The sequence below is a fragment of the Pseudarthrobacter sp. 902506025 genome (assembly GCF_040702325.1).
Taxonomy (GTDB): domain Bacteria; phylum Actinomycetota; class Actinomycetes; order Actinomycetales; family Micrococcaceae; genus Arthrobacter.
Genome location: NZ_JBFBKW010000011.1, coordinates 82,995 through 102,572, shown reverse-complemented (window position 1 = coordinate 102,572; position 19,578 = coordinate 82,995). Strand labels below are relative to the sequence as shown.

The window sequence follows — 19,578 nt, the reverse complement described above, 5'->3', positions numbered from 1 at the left end:
CTAGCCCGCTGCGACGGCCCGTGCGGCGTCGCGGACCTTGATCATGGTGCGGAGGTTCCGCGTGGTGGTCGCGGCTTTGAACTTCGCCTTCGCGCTGATTTTGCTGAAGGGACTGTCCAGGGTTCCGCCTACGGGGGCCAGCCAGGCAAGCGCCTCCGGCGCCAGCCGCTGCTGGGCGTGGCCTTCCAGGGCTGAGCCGGCTGCTTCCAGTTCGTCCAGGACGGCGGTGTCCGAGGAGATGGTGATGTAGGCGTGGGTGGACTTGTCGTCGTCAGGGTAAGGGCATGCTTCCACCAGGTGGCCCACCCGCCCGGCTTCCAGGACCACCACCCATGCTTCGTAGCCAAAGGCCGCTCGGAGGCACTTTTCGCATTCGCGCTTCACGGCTGCGGCGTCCAGGCTGCTGGACAGCACCACGTTGCCGCTCGCCAGGAGGGTCTTCGCGTCCTCGAAACCACAGGTCTTCAATGCGTCCCTGAGGTCCGCCATTTTGATATTGATTCCGCCCACGTTGATGCCGCGGAGGAACACTGCATAGCTGCCCATGGCCACAGCCTAGCCGCGCGGGCTGCCGGGAGAGGGGAAGGTCCTAGTCGTTGTTCTTCCGCAGGGCCTCGGTCAGGATCCGTCCTGCATTGCAGACCACTTCAGCGTGGAGGCGTCCCGGCTGGCGGGTCAGGCGTTCGATGGGGCCCGAAATGGAGACGGCGGCGATCACCCTGCCGGACGGACCCCGCACCGGTGCCGAGACGGACGCGACCCCCGGCTCGCGTTCGCCCAGGCTCTGCCCCCAGCCCCGTCGTCGTACTCCTGCCAGGACGGTGGGCGTAAAGCGGGCCGACTGCAGGCCCTCCAGGAGCCGGTCGTGGTCTTCCCACGCCAGCAGGACCTGGGCCGCGGAACCTGCCTTCATGGACAATTGGGTGCCGACGGGGATGGTGTCGCGCAGGCCGATGGGCCGCTCGGCGGAGGCGACGCAGACGCGCCAGTCGCCCTGGCGGCGGAAGATCTGGGCGCTCTCGCCCGTGGCGTCGCGCAGTTGCATCAGGACCGGGCCGGCGGAGGCGATCAGGCGGTCCTCGCCGGCTGCCGAGGCGAGCTCAACAAGCCTGCTGCCGAGCACGAAGCGGCCTTGGATGTCGCGGCTGACGAGCCGGTGGTGCACCAGCGCCAAAGCGAGGCGGTGGACAGTGGGGCGGGCCAGGCCCGTGGCGGCTACAAGCTGCGCCAGGGTGGTGGGTCCTGCCTCGAGGGCATCGAGCACCTGGGCCGCTTTATCAATGACACCGACTCCACTAGAATTGTCCATGTAATGATATTGCCGTCTCATTATCTGAGATGCAAATCTTTCGGGTGGCGCGGCGTGGAGCCCTCCTGATTCAGTTGGACCATTCAGCCAAACAGCAGTGAAGGGAGAGGGCCATGGGAAAGACATTGGCCGAGAAAGTCTGGGACGCACACGTGGTGCGCAAAGGTGACGGCGATGGTGCCAACGCCCAGCCTGACCTTCTCTTCATCGACCTTCACCTGGTCCACGAAGTCACGTCCCCGCAGGCCTTTGAAGGCCTGCGCCTGGCCGGGCGCAAGCTGCGCCGGCCGGACCTGACCATCGCCACCGAAGACCACAACACCCCCACCCTGGACATCGACAAGCCCATTGCCGACCTCACCAGCCGCACCCAGATCCAGACCCTGCGCAACAACTGCGCGGAGTTCGGGGTCCGGCTGCACAGCCTGGGCGACGCCGAACAGGGCATCGTCCACGTCGTAGGTCCCCAGCTGGGCCTCACGCAGCCCGGCATGACAGTGGTCTGCGGCGACTCGCACACCTCCACGCACGGTGCCTTCGGCGCGCTGGCCATGGGCATCGGCACGTCCGAGGTGGAGCACGTCATGGCCACCCAGACCCTGTCCCTGAAGCCGTTCAAGACCATGGCCATCAACGTGGAGGGCACCCTGCGCCCGGGCGTTACCGCCAAGGACATCATCCTCGCCGTGATCGCAAAGATCGGCACCGGCGGCGGCCAGGGCTACGTGCTGGAATACCGCGGCTCGGCCATCCGGGCGTTGTCCATGGAAGCGCGGATGACCATCTGCAACATGTCCATCGAGGCAGGCGCCAGGGCCGGCATGGTGGCACCCGACCAGATCACCTACGACTACATGCTGGGCCGTCCGCACGCGCCGGAGGGCGCTGACTGGGACGCCGCCGTCGAGTACTGGAACACGCTGCGGACCGACGACGACGCCACCTTCGACGTCGAGGTGGACCTGGACGCCGACACGCTGGAGCCCTTCGTCACCTGGGGCACCAACCCCGGCCAGGGCGTGTCCCTGTCCCAGGCCGTTCCGTCCCCCGAGGACTTCGGCGACGAGAACGCCAAGGCTGCCGCCGAGCGCGCCCTGCAGTACATGGGACTCGAGGCCGGCACACAGATGAAGGACATCAGGGTAGACACCGTCTTCCTCGGTTCCTGCACCAACTCCCGGATCGAGGACCTGCGCGCTGCCGCGGACATCATCCGCGGCCGCGAAAAGGACCCGCAGGTCCGCATGCTGGTGGTGCCCGGCTCGGCCCGCGTCCGGCTCGAAGCCGAGGCGGAGGGACTGGACAAGGTCTTCAAGGACTTCGGTGCCGAATGGCGCTTCGCCGGCTGCTCCATGTGCCTGGGCATGAACCCGGACCAGCTGGAGCCGGGGGAGCGGTGCGCCTCCACCTCCAACCGCAACTTCGAAGGACGCCAGGGCAAGGGCGGACGCACGCACCTGGTCTCGCCGGTGGTGGCCGCAGCCACGGCCGTGCGCGGCACGCTCAGCTCGCCGTCGGACCTTGAACCGGCTCCCGAACCCGCAGCCATCCGCATCGACGCAGCCTAGGACAACACCATGGAAAAGTTCACCAAGCACACCGGCATTGGCGTCCCGCTGCGCCAGAGCAACGTCGACACCGACCAGATCATCCCCGCGGTGTACCTCAAGCGCATCACCCGGACCGGCTTCGAGGACGCCCTGTTCTCGGCGTGGCGGAAGGACTCCTCCTTCATCCTGAACCAGGAGCCGTACAACGCCGGTTCGGTCCTGGTGGCCGGCCCGGACTTCGGTACCGGTTCCTCCCGCGAGCACGCCGTCTGGGCGTTGAAGGACTACGGCTTCAAGGCCGTGCTGTCGTCCCGCTTCGCGGATATTTTCCGCGGCAACTCGGGCAAGCAGGGGCTGCTGGCTGCGCAGGTGGCCCAGGACGACATCGAGCTCATCTGGAAGGAACTCGAGAACGCCCCGGGCACCCAGGTCACGGTGGACCTCGAGTCCAAGACCGTGGTGTGCGGCAACATCGTGGCGCCCTTTGAGATCGATGACTACACCCGCTGGCGGCTCCTGGAAGGCCTGGATGACATCGGGCTGACCCTGCAGCACGAAGCCGACATCACGGCCTATGAGGCCACCCGCCCGGCTTTCAAGCCCAAGACCCTGCCGGCGAAGCTTTCCTAGCCTGGGGTGCGCCATCCGGCGGCGGGTGCCCGTTCCGCCACGCCCCGCCGCCGGTGCCCCCTTATTTCGGTTCGGTAACGCGACCTCATATGCTTGGTTGGAGCCTTTGCAAGGTTTTGGGGGCTAGTGATCGTGAGGAAACCGGTATATGAGTAGTGTTCTGACAATCCGCGGCGGTGTCCCGCTTACAGGCCGCGTCAGCGTCCGTGGGGCAAAGAACCTTGTCCCCAAGGCAATGGTGGCGGCGCTGCTGGGCAACGAACCCTCGGTGTTGCGGAACGTGCCGGAAATCAAGGACGTCGAGGTAGTCACCTCCCTGCTGCAGCTGCATGGCGTGACGGTGGAGAAAGACCCCGTCAACGGCGACCTGACCCTTGACCCCAAGGCTGCCAAGACGGCGCCGAGCACCGCGATCGACGCCCACGCCGGCGACTCCCGCATTCCCATCCTGCTGTGCGGGCCGCTGATCCACGCGATCGGCGAAGCCTTCATCCCTGACCTGGGCGGCTGCAAGATCGGCGACCGGCCCATCGACTACCACCTGGACGTCCTGCGCCAGTTCGGTGCCGTGGTGGAGAAACGCCCCGGCGGCATCCACATCTCGGCGCCCAAAGGCCTTCATGGCGCCAAAATCTCCCTCCCCTACCCTTCTGTGGGGGCCACGGAGCAGGTCCTGCTGAGCGCCACCCGCGCGGAAGGCATCACGGAACTTTCCGGCGCCGCCACCGAACCGGAAATCATCGACCTCATCGCCGTGCTGCAGAAGATGGGCGCCATTATCAGCGTCCAGACTGACCGCACCATCCGCATCGAGGGCGTCCGCGACCTGGGCGGCTACAACCACCGCGCCCTTTCGGACCGCAATGAGTCGGCGTCCTGGGCGTCGGCGGCGCTGGTGACCCGCGGCGACATCTTCGTCGAGGGTGCCTCCCAGCGCGACATGATGACTTTCCTGAACACCTACCGCAAAGTGGGCGGCGGAATGGACATCGGAGAGGACGGCATCCGGTTCTACCACAAGGGCGGCAAGCTGAACCCGCTGGTCCTCGAAACGGACGTCCACCCCGGCTTCATGACCGACTGGCAGCAGCCGCTGGTGGTGGCACTCACCCAGGCCGAGGGCGTCTCGATTGTCCACGAAACGGTGTACGAGAACCGCTTCGGCTTCACGGACGCGCTCATCCGCATGGGTGCCAGCATCCAGGTGCACCGGGAGTGCCTGGGCAGCGTCCCGTGCCGCTTCGGCCAACGGAACTTCCTGCACTCCGCGGTCATTTCCGGCCCCACCCAGCTCAAGGGAACCGACATCGATGTTCCGGACCTCCGCGGCGGCTTCAGCCACCTGATCGCCGCCCTGGCCGCCACGGGAACTTCGCGGGTCACCGGCATCGACATCATCAACCGCGGCTACGAGCGCTTCACCGAGAAGCTCGCTGGCCTCGGTGCCGATTTCGACATCACAACCACGAAGTAGAGCGGGACTGTGAAGGAATCTGCCAAGAGCAGGGCCACATTTGTGTTCATCGCCGGCGTCGTCCGGCCCCTGATGAACCTCATGATGTCCAAAACATGGGAAGGCACGGAGAAGCTTCCCGCAGGCGGCTTCATCGCCGCGCCCAACCACTGCACCGAAATCGACCCCCTGGTGGTGGGGCACATGCTCTACAACCAGAAGCGGGCCCCGCACTTCCTGGCCAAGGCCGGGCTCTTCAAGGTGCCCGGCCTGGGCCCGCTCCTGCGCGCCACCAAGCAGGTGCCGGTGGAGCGTTCGACGGCGGGAGCGAACCGGTCGCTGCAAGTGGCCCAGGAGATTGTGGCTGAGGGCGGCGCAATCATCATCTACCCGGAGGGCACTCTGACCCGCGACCCCGGGCTTTGGCCGATGAAGGGACACACCGGCGCGGCACGGCTTGCCCTCGAAGGGGGCATCCCGGTGGTTCCCATCGCCCACTGGGGTGCGCACGAGGTCTTCCCCAGGTACGGCAAGCGGTTCCACCTGTTTCCGCGGAAGCGTTCCCGGGTGGTGGTGGGCGATCCCGTGGACCTGAGCGCGTTCAAGGGCCGTCCCCTGGACAAGGCCACACTGGGCGAGGCCACCGAACTGATCATGGACGCCATCACGGAGCTCCTGGCGGGCCTGCGCGGTGAGCAGCCTCCCGCGGAACGCTGGGATCCGGCCAAGCAGCAGCAGGCCAAGCACGGGCGGTTCGTGGAACGCGGGCAGCAGCCGGGCACAGGAACGGAAGCGCAGTGACCGCTGACGCAAAGCCGGGAGCGGCCTGCACCGTGGCCGTCCTCGGTGCAGGATCATGGGGAACAACGTTCGCGAAGATCCTGGCCGACGCCGCCACCGCCACCGGTACGCCGCGCGCCATCAAGCTGTGGGGCAGGCGCCCCGAAGTGGTGGAAGAGATCAACACCAGCCACCGCAACAGCGACTACCTCAAGGACATCGTCCTGCCGGAAAGCATCACGGCGTCGACCGACGTCCGCGACGTCCTGGCAGGGGCCGAGCTGGTGGTGGTGGCCGTTCCGGCCCAGTCGCTGCGTCCCCAGCTGCGGGAGTGGAAGGACATGATCGCCCCCGGGGCCGTCGTCGTCTCCCTCATGAAAGGCCTGGAGCTGGGAACCGACGCCCGGATGAGTGAGGTCATCAGCCAGGAACTGGGCCTGCCGCAGGAACGCATCGCGGTCGTCTCAGGCCCCAACCTCGCCATGGAAATTGCCCGTGAGGAACCCACCGCGTCCGTTGTGGCCTGCACGGATTCCGCGACGGCGGGCTGGCTTGCCAGGAGCTGCACCGCCCCCTACTTCCGCCCGTACACCACGGCGGACGTCGTCGGCGTCGAAATTGGCGGCATCGTCAAGAACGTCATCGCGCTGGCCGTGGGCATCTGCGAGGGCAGGCAGATGGGGGACAATACCAAAGCCTCGGTGATTACCCGGGGACTTGCGGAAACATCCCGCCTTGCGCTGGCACTGGGCGGCGAAGCGAAAACCATGGCCGGGCTCGCGGGGCTTGGCGACCTCGTGGCAACGTGTTCCTCCGCGCTGTCCAGGAACCACACCGCCGGCCGGCTGCTGGGACAGGGCCTGACGCTGGAAGAGGTGGGCCGGAAGATGACCCAGACCGCCGAAGGCATCAAGTCCGGCCAGGCCGTCCATGAACTTGCCGGCAAACTCGGCGTCGAAATGCCCATTACTGCCGCCGTCGTGGCGGTGCTGGCAGGCAAGCTGTCCGTTGACCAACTGGGGCCGGTTCTGCTGTCCCGGGAATTGAAACCTGAAGGCGATTACTGACCATGTCCCAAGACAAACCCACCACAGGCCAAACGGCCCCCACCAGGAAGCCGCGCGTTGCCGTGCTTTTCGGCGGCCGTTCCAGCGAGCACGCCGTGAGCTGCGTCACGGCGGCAGGTGTGCTGGGTGCCATCAATAAGGACAAGTACGAGGTCATCCCCATCGGGATCGCCAAGACCGGGCAGTGGGTTCTCGCCCCCGCCGAGACGGCCCAATGGTCCCTGGCGGCATCATCGCTCCCGGAAGTTGTGCCTTCATCGGAAACCGTCACCCTGGCCGAGATCGGCGGGGAACACCAGCTGATCGTGGCCGCGCCCAACCAGGTTCCGCAGGAACTGGGCGCCGTTGACGTGGTCTTCCCGCTGCTGCACGGCCCGTTCGGCGAGGACGGCACCATCCAGGGCCTCCTCGAGCTCTCGGATACGCGCTACGTCGGCGCCGGGGTCCTGGCATCGGCCGTCGGCATGGACAAGCACTACATGAAGGTGGTCTTCGAAGCTGCCGGGCTGCACGTGGGCCCGTATGTGGTGGTGACCGACCGGCAGTGGCGCAAGGACCCCGAAGCCGTGCGTAAGCAGGTGGACCGCCTCGGGTTCCCCGTCTTCGTCAAGCCGGCCCGTGCCGGGTCCTCGATGGGCATTTCGAAAGTCGACTCCCTCGAGGGGCTGGACGCCGCCATCGAGGAAGCCCGCCGCCACGACCTCAAGCTCGTGATCGAAGCCGGCATTGTTGGACGCGAAATCGAGTGCGCGGTCCTGGAGGGCCGGGGCACGGACGCGCCACGGACGTCGATGCCCGGCGAAATCTCCGTCGCCGGGGGCACCCACGAGTTCTACGACTTCAACGCCAAGTACGTCGAGGATGACGCCGCAGCCCTCAGCTGCCCGGCCGACATGCCTGCGGACGCCATTTCCCGGGTCCGTGAGCTGGCTGCCGCCGCCTTTGACGCAGTTGGGGCCGAAGGGCTCAGCAGGGTGGACTTCTTCTACACTCCCGAGGGCGAATTGATCATCAATGAGATCAACACCATGCCCGGCTTCACGCCCAAGAGCATGTACCCCCAGATGTGGGCGGCAACAGGATTGGGCTACGCCGACCTCATCGACGAACTGATCTACCTGGCACTGAACCGCAACACCGGACTCCGCTGATCCCCGCCGGCACCCTAACCTCGCTCCGCTTCGGCCAGGGAACCCTGCCGGCGTGGGCCCACACACCGGCACCCTAACCTTGCTTCGCTTCGGCCAGGGAACCCTGCCGGCGTGGGCCCACCCACCGGCAGGTTACTGGCTCTTGGGCAGGTTCTGCAGATCCTCCTGGCCTACGCAGTTCCGTGACGCCGGAACCTTGCCGGCCGCTGCTGCCAGGTCCGCCAGCACTGTCGCGGAGCTGATCTTGTCCGGGTCCATCAGGACCTCCGTGGCGGGCTCCCTGCCGTAGGTGGTCAGCGTCCACACGGGGTCGCCTTCCTTGATCACCCAGTCGATGCCGTTGACGGTGACGCAGCGGTCGGTCGTCGGTCCCGGAACGTTCACGCCGCAACGGAGAATGACAAGGGACGGATCGCCCCAGGCCGCGGTGGCCTGGCTGTTGGTCTTCCGCAGTTTGGAATCGCCGATGGCATCCGGCAGGGCCACCATCATGGGCGCACACGCCGGGTTGGCGGCGTCCTTGGCGGCGGTGACATCAACGGCGGGGGAGCAGGCAGCCAGTGAAAGGGCGGCAATGGCCCCAACCGCCGCGGTCCTGGCGGCGCGGGCGGTCAGGGGCAGCTGGGGATGGTGCATGCTTCCAGCCTATCGCCGCCGCAGTCCCCGTCCGGACACAATGTCGGCCCGGCGCGGTAGCGTAGTGGCGTGCCTGAAGACCTCCGTAACCGCGTTGACCGCCAGCCCACCGTGGCAGGCCTTTCCGAAGCCGACCTGCTGGCCCGGATCTTTCCGCGCCTGCACATGGAGGGCGGCCACAACTCCAACACGCTCCTCGGCCCGGGGGATGATGCCGCCATCGTCGCGGCTCCGGACGGGAAGACCGTCATCAGCATCGACACCCAGGTCCAGGACCAGGATTTCCGGCTCCTGTGGCCCAACGGCTACCGCACCACCGGTTTCGACGTCGGCTGGAAGGCCGCGGCGCAGAACCTTAGCGACATCAACGCCATGGGCGCGCATGCCACGTCCATCGTGGTCAGCCTCACGCTTCCCGTTGACACGCCGGTCCGCTGGGTGGAGGACCTGGCGGACGGGCTGACGGCCGGAATCCGGGAACTCGGGGCAGTCCACTGTTCCGTGGCGGGCGGCGACCTTGGCCGGGGCCGGGAAATTTCGGTGACCGCCGCGGTCCTGGGAACCCTCGACGGCGGGCGGCCCGTCCTCAGGTCCGGCGCACGGCCCGGGGACATCCTCGCACTGGCCGGAACCGTCGGCCACGCGGCGGCGGGCCTGGCCCTGCTCGAATCGGGCGTGCCGCTGGACTCCCTCACCCCCGCAGAGCAGGCCTTTGTCGACCTGCAGTGCCGTCCGCGGCCGCCGTTGGAAGCCGGCCCGGCAGCGCGCGCTGCAGGTGCCACGGCGATGCTGGACATCTCGGACGGACTCCTGCGCGACGGGAAGCGGCTGGCCACGGCCAGCCATGTCGCGGTGGCACTCGATCCAGCGCGTCTTACCCAGTTGGCGGACCTGCTGGGCCCCGCGGCGGCGCGGCTGGGAGCAGATGCCGCACCGTGGGTCCTGGGCGGCGGGGAGGACCACGGGCTGCTGGCCACATTCCCGGCCGGCGTTCAGCTGCCACCCGGATTCACTGCGATAGGCTCGGTACATGCACTCGGCACCGACGAAGGCCCGGGTGTCCTGATAGCTGGCCGGGCCGCGGACACCGGGGGATGGGATCACTTTGCACACTAAGGTTGCCGCCAACGCGCTGGCGATGAAGAGGTGGCTGGGCAAGGCTGAAACTGCCCTGGGAAACCACAGCGACCGGCTCAACGCCATCAACATCTTCCCGGTCGCTGACGGCGATACCGGCACCAACCTCTACCTCACGGTCCGCGCTGCCGCCCGGTCGCTGGTGCTGGACGCGGACCAGCCGGCCCCCGTGGACGTCGGGGAAGTTCTTTCCAAGGCCGGGCAGGCAGCCATGGAGGAGGCCAGGGGAAATTCCGGAACCCTCTTTTCCGTCTTCCTGTGCGCAGCCGCCGAGCCACTGGCCGGGCACACCCGGCTGACGTCCACCCTCCTGTCGGCAGCCCTGAACCGTGCCCAGATCCGCGCCTGGTCTGCGCTGAGTGATCCCGTTCCCGGAACCATGCTTTCGGTGATGGAGGCGGCAGCCCGTGCGGCTGGGGCCGTCGACGCCGGCCAGGACGGGGATGACAGCAACCACGCCCTGGGCCTGGCGCTGGACGCAGCCGTGGAGGGAGCCCTGGCTGCCGTGATCCACACCGAGGAGCAGCTCGATGCACTCCAGTCTGCCCGGGTGGTGGACGCCGGCGGCGTGGGGATGCTGTTGATCCTCGACTGCCTCCGCTCAGCCGTCATGGGACAGGAACTGCAGGGCGAGCTCCTGGACGGCCTGCACGGCTACGATGTCTCCGATCCCCACATCCACACCTCCATGCCGGACGACGACGGCGTGGAAGTCATGTGCACCATCAGCCTTTCGCCCTTGAACGCCGCAACCCTCCGGCAGCGGCTGGACGAGATTGGCGAGTCCGTGATCATGAGCCAGGTTGGCAACGGGCCGGACGCCGAAGGGAACTATAGATGGCGGGTCCACGTGCACGTGCCGGACGCTGCCCCGGCTGCAGCAATCATCCGGTCCCTGGGCGAGCCCTCCCAGGTCACCATCAGCGAACTGGCGCTGCCCAGGGATCCTGATGCGGATGCGGTGAACACCGGCGGGCATGAACGCTGAGCTGGAACTGGCCCTGGAGCGGCGGATCGGGAAGCGTTCGGCGGCAGTCATTGAGAAACATCTCGGCATAACCACCGTGCAGGGCCTCCTCAACTACTTCCCGCGCCGCTACATGAGCCGCGGTGAGCTGACGCCCATCACGGAGCTGCCGCTGGATGAGGACGTCACCCTCATTGCCAGGGTTCTGTCCAGCAGCACCCGGCATATGCAGGCACGGCGCGGGACCATCACCGACGTCATCGTTTCCGATGACGACGGGCAGCAGGGGCTTCGTCTGGTGGGTGGCCGCGATTACAAGGGAAAAGTTCCGGGGACCCTCAAAATCAGCTTCTTCAACGGGTTCAAGGCGAAAAACGAACTCCTGCAGGGACGCCGCGCCCTGTTTTCGGGCAGGGTTACCAGCTTCAAAGGGAAGCTTGGGCTCACCAACCCGGACTTCCAGCTCCTGGACGAGGATCCGTTCAGCGATGGGGGCCAGGACCCTGAAAAGCTTGCGGCCATGCCCATCCCGGTCTATCCGGCCACGGCCAAGCTGCCCAGCTGGAAGATCCAGAAGGTGATCGCCACGCTGCTTGAGACCTCGGACCTGGGCGCGGTGCCGGACCCGGTGCCCCCGCTGGTCGCGGCCAGGGAAAACTTCCTGCCCGTGGCCGACGCCTACCGACTCATCCACGTGCCTGAAACCGCCGCCGACTGGAAGCGTGCCCGCGACCGGTTCCGTTACCAGGAAGCCCTGGTGCTGCAGTCAGCGCTTGCCCGGCGCCGGGCCCAGCTCGCCGCGGAGGAAGCCACCGCCCGGCGCCCTGTCGGCGAAGGCATCCTGGCTGCCTTCGACCAGGCGCTGCCCTTTACCCTCACGGCCGGCCAGGCCGCCGTCGGCAGGACCCTCGCCGGGGAGCTGGCGCAGGACACGCCGATGAACCGGCTGCTCCAGGGCGAAGTGGGCTCCGGAAAGACCGTCGTGGCGTTGCGGGCCATGCTCCAGGTGGTGGACGCCGGCGGCCAGGCCGCGCTCCTGGCCCCCACCGAAGTGCTCGCAGCCCAGCATTACGACTCCATCCGCCGCACACTGGGTCCGCTGTCCAGCGACGGACTCCTGGGCGGCCTGGCCGGAGGCAACGGGCCGTCCGTCCAGGTCACCCTGTTGACCGGGTCCATGCCCACGGCGGCACGGAAGCAAGCCATGCTGGATGCGGCCTCAGGGACGGCCGGGATCATCATCGGCACCCACGCGCTCCTCAGCGACAACGTCTCGTTCTACGACCTGGGCCTGATCGTGGTGGACGAGCAGCACCGCTTCGGAGTGGAACAGCGCGATGCACTGCGGGCCAAGGCCCGGAAGCCGCCGCATCTGCTGGTCATGACCGCCACCCCTATTCCGCGCACCGTGGCAATGACCGTGTTCGGTGACCTCGAAACCTCCACCCTCGATGAACTGCCCAAGGGCAGGGCCCCCATCACCACCCATCTCGTGGGCCTCGCCGAGAACCCCGCCTGGGCGGGACGGATCTGGGCGCGCGCCCGGGAGGAGATCGACGCCGGCCACCAGGTGTACGTGGTCTGTCCCAAGATCGGAACGGACGACGACGGCGACTTCAGCCCCGGGGAGGCCGCACCACCGGGGGTGGAGGCGGAGGAGGCCAGGGAACTGGCGTCCGTCACCGCCGTCGTGGACCACCTGCTGGCTGAGCCCTCACTGGCGGGGGTTCCGCTGGCGCCCCTTCACGGGCGCCAGGACCCCGAGGTGAAAACGGACACCATGGCCGGGTTCACCGCCAACCGCATCAAACTGCTCGTCTCCACCACCGTGATCGAGGTGGGGGTGGATGTGCACAACGCCACCCTGATGGTGATCCTGGACGCCGACAGGTTCGGGATCTCCCAGCTGCACCAGCTTCGCGGGCGGGTGGGCCGCGGCGGGCTGCCCGGAACCTGCCTGTTGGTCACCGCCCTTGAACCCGGCCACCCCAGTCGGAGGCGGCTGGAGGCCGTGGCTGCAACCACTGACGGTTTCGTCCTGTCGCAGGAAGACCTCAAGCTGCGGCGCGAGGGCGATATCCTTGGTGCTTCCCAGTCCGGCGGCCGGTCCACCCTGAAGCTGCTGCGGGTCCTCGAACACGAAGACGTAATAGCCCGGGCCAGGGACGACGCCCAGGCAATCGTCGGCGGTGACCCGCTGCTGGCCGGCCACCCCGGCCTCGCCGATGCCATTGAGCAGTACCTCAACCCCGAGAAGGAGGCGTTCCTTGAACGCGGTTAGCAACGAGGGCGCACCGGGCGCCGCCGGATCGCGGTGGGCGCCGTGACGCGGATCATCTCCGGGGCCGCCGGCGGCACACCGCTGGCAGCTGTTCCAGGATCGTTGACCCGGCCTACGACGGACCGGGTCAAGGAAGCGCTCTTCTCCCGCCTCGATGCCTTCGACGTGATCGCCGGCGCCCGGGTGCTGGATCTTTATGCCGGTTCCGGTGCCCTGGGCGTGGAAAGCGGCAGCAGGGGAGCGCGGGCGGTGGACCTGGTCGAGTCGGACGCCAAGGCCAGCGCCGTGTGCCAGCGCAACGCTGACCTCATCAATGGAGTGCTGGGCCAGAAAACCGTAACCGTCCACCGCTCCAAGGTGGAGCCGTTCCTTGACCGCGCGGCGGCAACGGCCGCCTGGGACCTGGTGTTCCTGGACCCGCCGTATCCGCTGGAGGACGGCACGCTGTCGGCGGTGCTGCAGAAGCTCGCGGTCCACCTGGGCCCCGGAGCCGTGGTGGTGGTGGAACGCTCCTCGCGGTCGCCGGAACCGGGCTGGCCGGAGGGGATGACCAGGTTCGCCGAAAAGAAATACGGGGAGACCAGGCTGTGGTTTGCGGAGCCGTTTGTTCCTGACGCCATCGCCCCCGGTGACTTGGCTGACGGTGACCTGGCGGACGCTGACGGGGCTGAGTCCCCGGGCGCCTAGGCCGAGAAAGGGTCCAGGTCCACTCCGGCCAGGACCTTTGCGGGGTGGGGGCCGCGCGATGTCAGCTCAGCTGTCCACGATTCCGGCCAGGGGCCCTGGGTCCCCGCAAGGATGATGTTTCCCGGATACCTGCCCTGGAACATGCCGGCCTCGGCAACGGCGCCCACATCGGCCATGGCCCCGCGCATCGCCGCCACCTGGCTCCTGACGAGCGTGAGCGCCGGCTCGTCACCCACATTCACGATCAGGAGCCCTTCCGGGCCCAGGCGCTCCCCGGCCTCGCGGTAAAAACTGCTGTTGGCGATGTGCGCCGGTGCCTCCGGGCCGGAGAAGATGTCCAGGATCACGACGTCGAACGTGAGGCCCGGGTCAAGCGCACCGAGTGCTTCGCGGGCATCGCCGATGACGGTGGTCAGGTTTGTCCCCTCGGGCATCGGAAGGTGCCGCAGGACAAAGTCCAGCAGTTCACGTTCCAGCTCCACCGCGTACTGGGTCGAGCCCGGACGGGTCGCCTGGATGTACCGCGCCAGCGTCAGAGCCCCTGCCCCCAGGTGGAGCGCCCTGATCGGTTCCCCGGCCGGTGCCGCCAGATCCACCAGGTGCCCGATCCGGCGCAGGTACTCGTAGAAGATGTCTTCCGGCCGGTCAAGGTTGACGTGTGACTGTTCGGCGCCGCCGATGCGCAGGACGTAGCCGCCATCGGTAAAGGCGTCGGGTTCGATCGTGGCGTGCTGGCCGGTGGTCCGCAGGAAGCGGCTGGCGCCACTGCCGCCGCGGCCGGACATCAGAGCCTGCCGCGCAGGGTTGCCAGCCGCTCGGCGGCCTCCTCCAGGACTTCGGTCCTCTTACAGAAGGCAAAGCGGAGCAGGCTTCGTGTCCGTTCCGCGCCTTCCGGGTGGCAAAAGACCGGAACAGGGATGGCGGCGACCCCCACCAGTGCCGGCAGGCGCCGGGCCAGGTCCAGCGCGTCCGTGATGCCCAGCGGGGCTGTATCCACATTGACGAAGTAGGTTCCCTGCGGAGAAAAGACGTCAAAGCCGGCAGCCCGGAGCCCCGCGCTGAGAATGTCCCGCTTCTGCTCCAAAGCAGAGGCGATGCCGGTGTAGAAGCCATCCGGCAGGGCCAGTCCCCGGGCGATCGCTGCCTGGAAGGGGGTGCCGGAACTGTAGGTGAGGAACTGCTTTACCGTCCGGACCGCCGCGACCAGTTCCCCGGGGCCGCTCAGCCAGCCGATCTTCCAGCCGGTGAGGGAAAACGTCTTGCCGGCGGAGGAAATGGTGATGGTCCGGTCAGCGGCGCCCGGAAGAGTGGCCACGGGGGTATGGCTCACGCCGAAGGTGAGGTGCTCGTACACCTCGTCGGTGATGATCATGCTGCCGTGCCTGGCCGCAAGATCCACCACCCGCTGCAGGATTGCCGGCGGAAAAACGGCTCCCGTGGGATTGTGCGGGTTGTTCAGCAGCACCACCCGCGTCCGTTCGTTGAAGGCTGCCTCCAGCGCCGCCAGGTCCGGCATGAAGTCCGGGGCCGCCAGGGGGACAGTGGTGTGGGTGGCTCCGGAGAGTCCAATCACCGCGCCGTAGGAGTCGTAGAACGGTTCAAACGTGAGGACTTCATCGCCCGGCCCGGCGAACGCCAGCAAGGAGGCGGCGATGCCCTCGGTAGCCCCGGTAGTGATGATGACTTCCGTTGCCGGGTCCGGCGCCAGCCCGTAAAAGCGCTCCTGGTGCGCGGCCACCGCCTCCCGGAGTTCCGGAAGGCCCTTGCCCGGTGCGTACTGGTTGGCACCGGCCGCAATGGCGGCCCGCGCCGCCTCCCTGATTTCCGCCGGCCCGTCCTCATCGGGGAAGCCCTGTCCCAGGTTGATGGCCCCCGTCTGGACGGCCAGGGTGGTCATCTCTTCGAAGATGGTGACTCCGAGTCCGCCGTCCGGGGCCAGGAGGTTTGCTCCGAGCGCGGTGCGCTGCCACGGAGCAGGTGCCAGGGGTGTGGAAAGTTCCCGTGCTCGATGCATCCAGTCATGGTATCCCGGCCTTTCCATGAGGTAGGTTCGGAGCATGAGACGCGCTGTGTGCCCCGGATCCTTCGACCCCATCCACAACGGCCATCTCGAAGTCATTGCACGGGCTGCCGGTCTTTTCGACGAGGTCATTGTGGCCATCTCCACCAACTATGCGAAAAAGTACATGTTCAGCCTGGAAGAGCGGCTGGAGATGGCGCGCGAGACCCTGGCGTCGCTTAAAGGAATCGTGGTGGAACCGGTGGGTGAGGGGCTCCTGGCGGAGTACTGCCGCCAGCGTGGTGTCTCCGCCATTGTCAAAGGACTGCGGTCGTCGTCGGACTTTGACTACGAGCTTCCCATGGCCACCATGAACCGGCAGTTGAGCGGGGTGGAGACGGTCTTCCTCCCGGCAGAGGCCAGCTACGTCCATCTGTCCTCCACCCTGATCAAGGAGGTGGCTGTCCTGGGCGGCAGCGTCTCGGACTATGTGCCCCGGTCGGTGCACCGGCGCATGGTTTCCGGCGAGCCTTCGCCGGATCAGCAGCCAAAGCGGTAGGCTGGATCGGTACTTCGGCGCTGCCCGCTGCCGGTTTGAGTCACCATGGCTCTTCAGGCTAAGATGGTACGTCGGTCATATGTTCAACAGGAGTTCTCATTAACAGAGATGCTGGTTCGCCCTTGGCGTTCGACGTCAAGGACCTCGGGCGCAGCCCGGGAAGCATGCGGACACTGAAGGAACATGTACCCGCACCGGGTGATCTTGGTGTGGCGCTCATTGGTGTTCAGGAAGGCTCGGATGTCGAGCTCGACCTGAGGCTGGAGGCCGTACACGAAGGAATTCTGGTATCAGGAACCGTTATCGCCGAAGTAACCGGCGAGTGCGGCCGATGCCTGGATCCCCTTGCGTATGACCTTGAGGTCAATGTGCAAGAACTTTTCTTCTACGAGGGCACTGAGCTCTCGGATGGAGAAGAAGATGAAGAGCAACGTCGAGTCGAGCACGATGTAATCGATCTTGAACCGGTGTTGCGGGACGCGGTTGTCACCAATCTGCCGTTCCAGCCGGTGTGCCGGGAAGACTGCCAGGGCCTTTGCTCCGAATGTGGAGTTCGCCTGGAAGACGAGCCGGGGCACCACCACGAGGTCCTGGATCCTCGCTGGGCTGCCCTAGCTGATATGGCTAAGCCTGACCGGCAAAATTGATTTGTACGTGTTTGTCTAGAGAGAAATGAGTTAGCCGTGGCTGTTCCCAAGCGGAAAATGTCTCGCTCGAATACCCGCGCCCGCCGCTCGCAGTGGAAGGCGACCGCCCCCCACCTGGTGAAGACCGTTGAGAACGGCCAGGTCACCTACAGCCTGCCGCACCAGGCAAAGGTTGTTACCGACTCTGCTGGCACCGCGCTGTTCCTTGAGTACAAGGGCCGCAAGGTCGCTGACGTCTAATCGGCCCCAACAGGCTGACTGATGTCTTCAACTGAAGAGCTTCTGAAGCGTCTCGGTGTCTCTATTGACGCCGGGACGCTTCGTCTTGCGCTTACCCACCGCTCGTACGCGTACGAGAACGGCGGTATCCCCACCAACGAGCGCCTCGAGTTCCTGGGCGACTCCATCCTGGGCTTTTCCGTCACTGATGCCCTGTACCGGGACAACCCGGACCTGCCCGAAGGCGAACTCGCCAAGCGCCGGTCCGCCGTCGTCAGCACCCGTGCCCTTGCGGGCATCGGACGCAGCCTGGGCATTGGTGAGTACATTTACTTGGGCCAGGGCGAGAAACTTACCCACGGCAAAAACAAGGCATCCATCCTCGCGGACACCATGGAGGCCCTGATCGGGGCAACCTACGTCTCCAACGACATCGAGACCGCGCGGCAGCTGGTCATGCGGCTGATCGGACCGCTGCTGAAGGATGCCGCCGTCCTGGGCGCCGGCACCGACTGGAAGACCAGCATCCAGGAACTCGCGGCCAGCCGGCAGCTGGGCAGCATCCATTACGCAGTGGATGGCTCCGGCCCGGACCATGCCCGCACCTTCACCGCTGTGCTGAACATCGGTGGAACGGCCTACGGCAAGGGCTCCGGGCATTCCAAGAAGGAAGCGGAGCAGGAAGCCGCGGCCGACGCCTGGCGTGTACTTTCGGGCGCCGAGACACGGAGTGCAGCCGGCACGTCCGCGGGCTCCGTGACCGCCACGTAGTGTTCCATGCCTGAACTGCCCGAGGTCGAAGTGGTGCGCCGCGGCCTGGTGAGCTGGGTCCGCGGCCGGAACATCAGTGCTGTCGACGTCCTGGATCCGCGCTCTGTCCGGCGCCATGCCCTTGGGCCCGGGGACTTTGCCGGCAACCTTGAGGGTGCAACGGTGTCCGACGTCGTGCGCCGCGGCAAGTTCCTCTGGATGCCGCTGACGGACGGCTCCGCTGCACCGGAAAATCCTGGGACCGCACCGGTACCGGAAGTCGCGCTCATGGCACATCTGGGGATGAGCGGGCAACTCCTGATGCAGGATCCGGACGTCCCCGATGAAAAGCACCTCAAGGTCCGCCTCCGCCTGAGTCCACGGGAGGGCATGCCGGACCAGCTGCGGTTCGTGGACCAGCGGATCTTCGGCGGCCTGTTCGTTACCGCTTTAGTACCCACGGACGACGACGGCCCCGGCGGCCTGGCAGAGTCCCCCCTTCCGCTGATCGCCGCGGAAGCTGCCCACATCGCGCGCGACCCCCTGGACCCGTCCTTTTCCTTCGACCTCTTCTACCAACGCCTCCGCAAACGGAAGACGGGCTTGAAGCGGGCACTCTTGGACCAGGGGCTGGTGTCCGGCATTGGCAACATCTACGCCGACGAAGCCCTGTGGCGGGCCCGCCTGCATTTCGCCCGGCCCACCGACACCCTTCGCCGCAGCGAGGCGCGGCGCGTCCTGGACAGCGCCCGGGAGGTCATGCTCGATGCCCTCGCCGCAGGAGGAACCAGCTTCGACTCGCTGTACGTCAACGTCAACGGCGCCTCAGGCTACTTTGACCGGTCCCTCAGCGCCTATGGCCGCCAGGGCGAGCCGTGCAAGCGGTGTGCCGCAGCCGGGATCAACGCGATCATTCGGCGGGACCAGTTCATGAACCGGTCGTCCCACACCTGCCCGGTCTGCCAGCCACGGCCGCGCAACGGCCGCTGGTAACTTGGCCTGACGAAACGGAGGGACTCTGCGGATTCTGCGGTTCCTGAATGTGGAATCCGCTGGAACACTGGGGTGATGAAGCCCGCGGTTCCATTCACCAGCACGAGGTGGCCCTCATGACGGTCCTGAAACGTTTGTGTCTTACAGGGGCGGGTGCAGCCGTCGCGCTGGCCGGCGTTGCCCTGGTGCTGAACCAGGCCACGGCTGAACCCCTGAAGACGTCGGCAGTAATGCTGGCGTCCACGGAAACCGGAGGAGTTGCCGCGCTCAGCCAGCCGCAGGCGTCCCTGCCTGCTGCATCCCGTTCCGGGCAGGGGCAACGGCCACTGGAAGTTCTGCCACCCGTCCAGGCACCGCCGCGCGCCCTTCCACTGCCCGCCGCTCCGGCCCCGCTGGTGCGGGCCCCGCTTCCGGCGGCGGCCTCGGCGAGGAATTCGGTAGTCCGGGGCTTTCCGTCCAACATTGTTTCTTTTCCGGACAAGACCGTGCCGGTCTTCACCGCCGTAAGTCCGGGGGAGGGGGCCATGGAGTTCACAGCGGAGGGCATCACTCCGCTGACTATCGACCAGGCCCTTGCCCACTTCCAACAGAGCCTGTTCAAGACTGGATTCCGAAGCGAAGCTGCCCAGGCCGGCCAGGGCGGGGCTGCTATAAATCTTGTCCGGGGCAAGGACCAGATAACTGTTTCCGCCACAAGCACGGGAACCGGCGCCACCCACTTCAGCCTGCTCGGAAGATTCCACACCAGTGCGGGTAAGTAAGC

21 protein-coding genes are annotated in these 19,578 nt (G+C 66.7%); 16 read left to right on the top strand and 5 right to left on the bottom strand.

The genetic code is table 11. The features are described from left to right. Nucleotides 1-546: a DUF1697 domain-containing protein gene (locus tag AB0280_RS18030; protein WP_224026420.1), complete on the bottom strand. Its 546-nt coding sequence runs from the start codon at nt 544-546 to the stop codon at nt 1-3. A gap of 43 nt (nt 547-589) precedes the next feature. Next, complete coding sequence (locus AB0280_RS18025; RefSeq protein WP_009356552.1) at nt 590-1,309, bottom strand: IclR family transcriptional regulator; 720 nt, start codon at nt 1,307-1,309, stop codon at nt 590-592. Between the two features lie 113 nt (nt 1,310-1,422). Here AB0280_RS18025 and leuC point away from each other — a divergent pair, with 113 nt between their 5' ends. From leuC to AB0280_RS17995, 6 genes are all read left to right on the top strand, one after another. After that, nucleotides 1,423-2,877 (top strand): 3-isopropylmalate dehydratase large subunit, encoded by a 1,455-nt coding sequence (leuC, locus tag AB0280_RS18020; protein WP_307493278.1) that lies wholly within the window; start codon nt 1,423-1,425, stop codon nt 2,875-2,877. 9 nt (nt 2,878-2,886) lie between these two features. Beyond that, nucleotides 2,887-3,489, top strand: a complete 603-nt coding sequence (leuD, locus tag AB0280_RS18015) for a 3-isopropylmalate dehydratase small subunit (RefSeq protein WP_159631713.1) — start codon at nt 2,887-2,889, stop codon at nt 3,487-3,489. A gap of 148 nt (nt 3,490-3,637) precedes the next feature. Beyond that, entirely contained in the window at nt 3,638-4,963 is a 1,326-nt protein-coding gene (gene murA / locus AB0280_RS18010; RefSeq protein WP_026265620.1) for a UDP-N-acetylglucosamine 1-carboxyvinyltransferase, read from the top strand. Nucleotides 4,964-4,972: 9 nt separating this feature from the next. After that, nucleotides 4,973-5,743, top strand: coding sequence for a lysophospholipid acyltransferase family protein (locus AB0280_RS18005; protein WP_366368196.1), 771 nt, complete (start codon nt 4,973-4,975; stop codon nt 5,741-5,743). Beyond that, nucleotides 5,740-6,789: an NAD(P)H-dependent glycerol-3-phosphate dehydrogenase gene (locus AB0280_RS18000; RefSeq protein WP_366368195.1), complete on the top strand. Its 1,050-nt coding sequence runs from the start codon at nt 5,740-5,742 to the stop codon at nt 6,787-6,789. Before AB0280_RS18005 ends, AB0280_RS18000 begins: the two co-directional genes overlap by 4 nt. 2 nt (nt 6,790-6,791) lie before the next feature. Then, nucleotides 6,792-7,940 carry a D-alanine--D-alanine ligase family protein gene (locus AB0280_RS17995; protein WP_275181308.1) on the top strand — a complete coding sequence of 383 codons (1,149 nt, stop codon included), beginning with the start codon at nt 6,792-6,794 and terminating at the stop codon, nt 7,938-7,940. Between the two features lie 132 nt (nt 7,941-8,072). Here AB0280_RS17995 and AB0280_RS17990 read toward each other — a convergent pair whose 3' ends face one another. Continuing rightward, entirely contained in the window at nt 8,073-8,576 is a 504-nt protein-coding gene (locus AB0280_RS17990) for a DUF3515 domain-containing protein (RefSeq protein WP_366368194.1), read from the bottom strand. 69 nt (nt 8,577-8,645) lie between these two features. Here AB0280_RS17990 and thiL point away from each other — a divergent pair, with 69 nt between their 5' ends. From thiL to rsmD, 4 genes are read left to right on the top strand one after another with little or no spacing between them, the layout of a single operon-like run. After that, on the top strand, nt 8,646-9,692 hold the full coding sequence (gene thiL / locus AB0280_RS17985) for a thiamine-phosphate kinase (protein ID WP_366368193.1): 1,047 nt from the start codon (nt 8,646-8,648) through the stop codon (nt 9,690-9,692). A gap of 22 nt (nt 9,693-9,714) precedes the next feature. After that, nucleotides 9,715-10,701 (top strand): DAK2 domain-containing protein, encoded by a 987-nt coding sequence (locus AB0280_RS17980; RefSeq protein ID WP_366368241.1) that lies wholly within the window; start codon nt 9,715-9,717, stop codon nt 10,699-10,701. Then, on the top strand, nt 10,691-12,961 hold the full coding sequence (locus AB0280_RS17975) for an ATP-dependent DNA helicase RecG (protein WP_275181310.1): 2,271 nt from the start codon (nt 10,691-10,693) through the stop codon (nt 12,959-12,961). Before AB0280_RS17980 ends, AB0280_RS17975 begins: the two co-directional genes overlap by 11 nt. A gap of 42 nt (nt 12,962-13,003) precedes the next feature. Continuing rightward, a complete protein-coding gene (gene rsmD, locus AB0280_RS17970) occupies nt 13,004-13,648 on the top strand; it encodes a 16S rRNA (guanine(966)-N(2))-methyltransferase RsmD (protein WP_275181311.1) in 645 nt (214 codons plus the stop codon). Here rsmD and AB0280_RS17965 read toward each other — a convergent pair. Both AB0280_RS17965 and AB0280_RS17960 read right to left on the bottom strand, forming a co-directional pair. Next, the gene (locus AB0280_RS17965; RefSeq protein WP_275181312.1) at nt 13,645-14,433 is read right to left on the bottom strand and encodes a spermidine synthase; all 789 of its coding nucleotides are present in this window, start codon (nt 14,431-14,433) and stop codon (nt 13,645-13,647) included. The genes rsmD and AB0280_RS17965 overlap by 4 nt on opposite strands. Further along, entirely contained in the window at nt 14,433-15,662 is a 1,230-nt protein-coding gene (locus AB0280_RS17960) for an aminotransferase class I/II-fold pyridoxal phosphate-dependent enzyme (protein ID WP_224026411.1), read from the bottom strand. Before AB0280_RS17960 ends, AB0280_RS17965 begins: the two co-directional genes overlap by 1 nt. A 43-nt stretch (nt 15,663-15,705) precedes the next feature. On the opposite strand from AB0280_RS17960, the gene coaD reads away from it, so the two are divergent. The 6 genes from coaD (at nt 15,706) to AB0280_RS17930 (ending at nt 19,576) form a co-directional block, all read left to right on the top strand. Continuing rightward, on the top strand, nt 15,706-16,206 hold the full coding sequence (coaD, locus tag AB0280_RS17955) for a pantetheine-phosphate adenylyltransferase (RefSeq protein WP_159631722.1): 501 nt from the start codon (nt 15,706-15,708) through the stop codon (nt 16,204-16,206). 122 nt (nt 16,207-16,328) lie between these two features. Continuing rightward, nucleotides 16,329-16,853 (top strand): YceD family protein, encoded by a 525-nt coding sequence (locus AB0280_RS17950; protein ID WP_275181314.1) that lies wholly within the window; start codon nt 16,329-16,331, stop codon nt 16,851-16,853. 36 nt (nt 16,854-16,889) lie between these two features. Next, the gene (rpmF, locus tag AB0280_RS17945) at nt 16,890-17,093 is read left to right on the top strand and encodes a 50S ribosomal protein L32 (RefSeq protein WP_009356569.1); all 204 of its coding nucleotides are present in this window, start codon (nt 16,890-16,892) and stop codon (nt 17,091-17,093) included. A gap of 21 nt (nt 17,094-17,114) precedes the next feature. After that, nucleotides 17,115-17,843 (top strand): ribonuclease III, encoded by a 729-nt coding sequence (gene rnc, locus AB0280_RS17940; protein WP_224026410.1) that lies wholly within the window; start codon nt 17,115-17,117, stop codon nt 17,841-17,843. A 6-nt stretch (nt 17,844-17,849) separates the two neighbouring features. Beyond that, on the top strand, nt 17,850-18,815 hold the full coding sequence (gene mutM, locus AB0280_RS17935; RefSeq protein WP_366368190.1) for a bifunctional DNA-formamidopyrimidine glycosylase/DNA-(apurinic or apyrimidinic site) lyase: 966 nt from the start codon (nt 17,850-17,852) through the stop codon (nt 18,813-18,815). A 47-nt stretch (nt 18,816-18,862) separates the two neighbouring features. Continuing rightward, nucleotides 18,863-19,576: a hypothetical protein gene (locus AB0280_RS17930; protein WP_366368189.1), complete on the top strand. Its 714-nt coding sequence runs from the start codon at nt 18,863-18,865 to the stop codon at nt 19,574-19,576. The last annotated feature ends 2 nt before the right edge of the window (nt 19,577-19,578 follow it).

Excerpts from the sequence above, each read along its gene's own strand:
- AB0280_RS18030 (WP_224026420.1), bottom strand. The coding sequence starts at position 546 with ATGGGCAGCTATGCAGTGTTCCTCCGCGGCATCAACGTGGGCGGAATC.
- AB0280_RS18025 (WP_009356552.1), bottom strand. The coding sequence starts at position 1,309 with ATGGACAATTCTAGTGGAGTCGGTGTCATTGATAAAGCGGCCCAGGTG.
- leuC (WP_307493278.1), top strand. The coding sequence starts at position 1,423 with ATGGGAAAGACATTGGCCGAGAAAGTCTGGGACGCACACGTGGTGCGC.
- leuD (WP_159631713.1), top strand. The coding sequence starts at position 2,887 with ATGGAAAAGTTCACCAAGCACACCGGCATTGGCGTCCCGCTGCGCCAG.
- murA (WP_026265620.1), top strand. The coding sequence starts at position 3,638 with ATGAGTAGTGTTCTGACAATCCGCGGCGGTGTCCCGCTTACAGGCCGC.
- AB0280_RS17995 (WP_275181308.1), top strand. The coding sequence starts at position 6,792 with ATGTCCCAAGACAAACCCACCACAGGCCAAACGGCCCCCACCAGGAAG.
- AB0280_RS17990 (WP_366368194.1), bottom strand. The coding sequence starts at position 8,576 with ATGCACCATCCCCAGCTGCCCCTGACCGCCCGCGCCGCCAGGACCGCG.
- AB0280_RS17980 (WP_366368241.1), top strand. The coding sequence starts at position 9,715 with ATGAAGAGGTGGCTGGGCAAGGCTGAAACTGCCCTGGGAAACCACAGC.
- AB0280_RS17975 (WP_275181310.1), top strand. The coding sequence starts at position 10,691 with ATGAACGCTGAGCTGGAACTGGCCCTGGAGCGGCGGATCGGGAAGCGT.
- AB0280_RS17965 (WP_275181312.1), bottom strand. The coding sequence starts at position 14,433 with ATGTCCGGCCGCGGCGGCAGTGGCGCCAGCCGCTTCCTGCGGACCACC.
- AB0280_RS17960 (WP_224026411.1), bottom strand. The coding sequence starts at position 15,662 with ATGCATCGAGCACGGGAACTTTCCACACCCCTGGCACCTGCTCCGTGG.
- coaD (WP_159631722.1), top strand. The coding sequence starts at position 15,706 with ATGAGACGCGCTGTGTGCCCCGGATCCTTCGACCCCATCCACAACGGC.
- rnc (WP_224026410.1), top strand. The coding sequence starts at position 17,115 with ATGTCTTCAACTGAAGAGCTTCTGAAGCGTCTCGGTGTCTCTATTGAC.
- mutM (WP_366368190.1), top strand. The coding sequence starts at position 17,850 with ATGCCTGAACTGCCCGAGGTCGAAGTGGTGCGCCGCGGCCTGGTGAGC.
- AB0280_RS17930 (WP_366368189.1), top strand. The coding sequence starts at position 18,863 with ATGTGGAATCCGCTGGAACACTGGGGTGATGAAGCCCGCGGTTCCATT.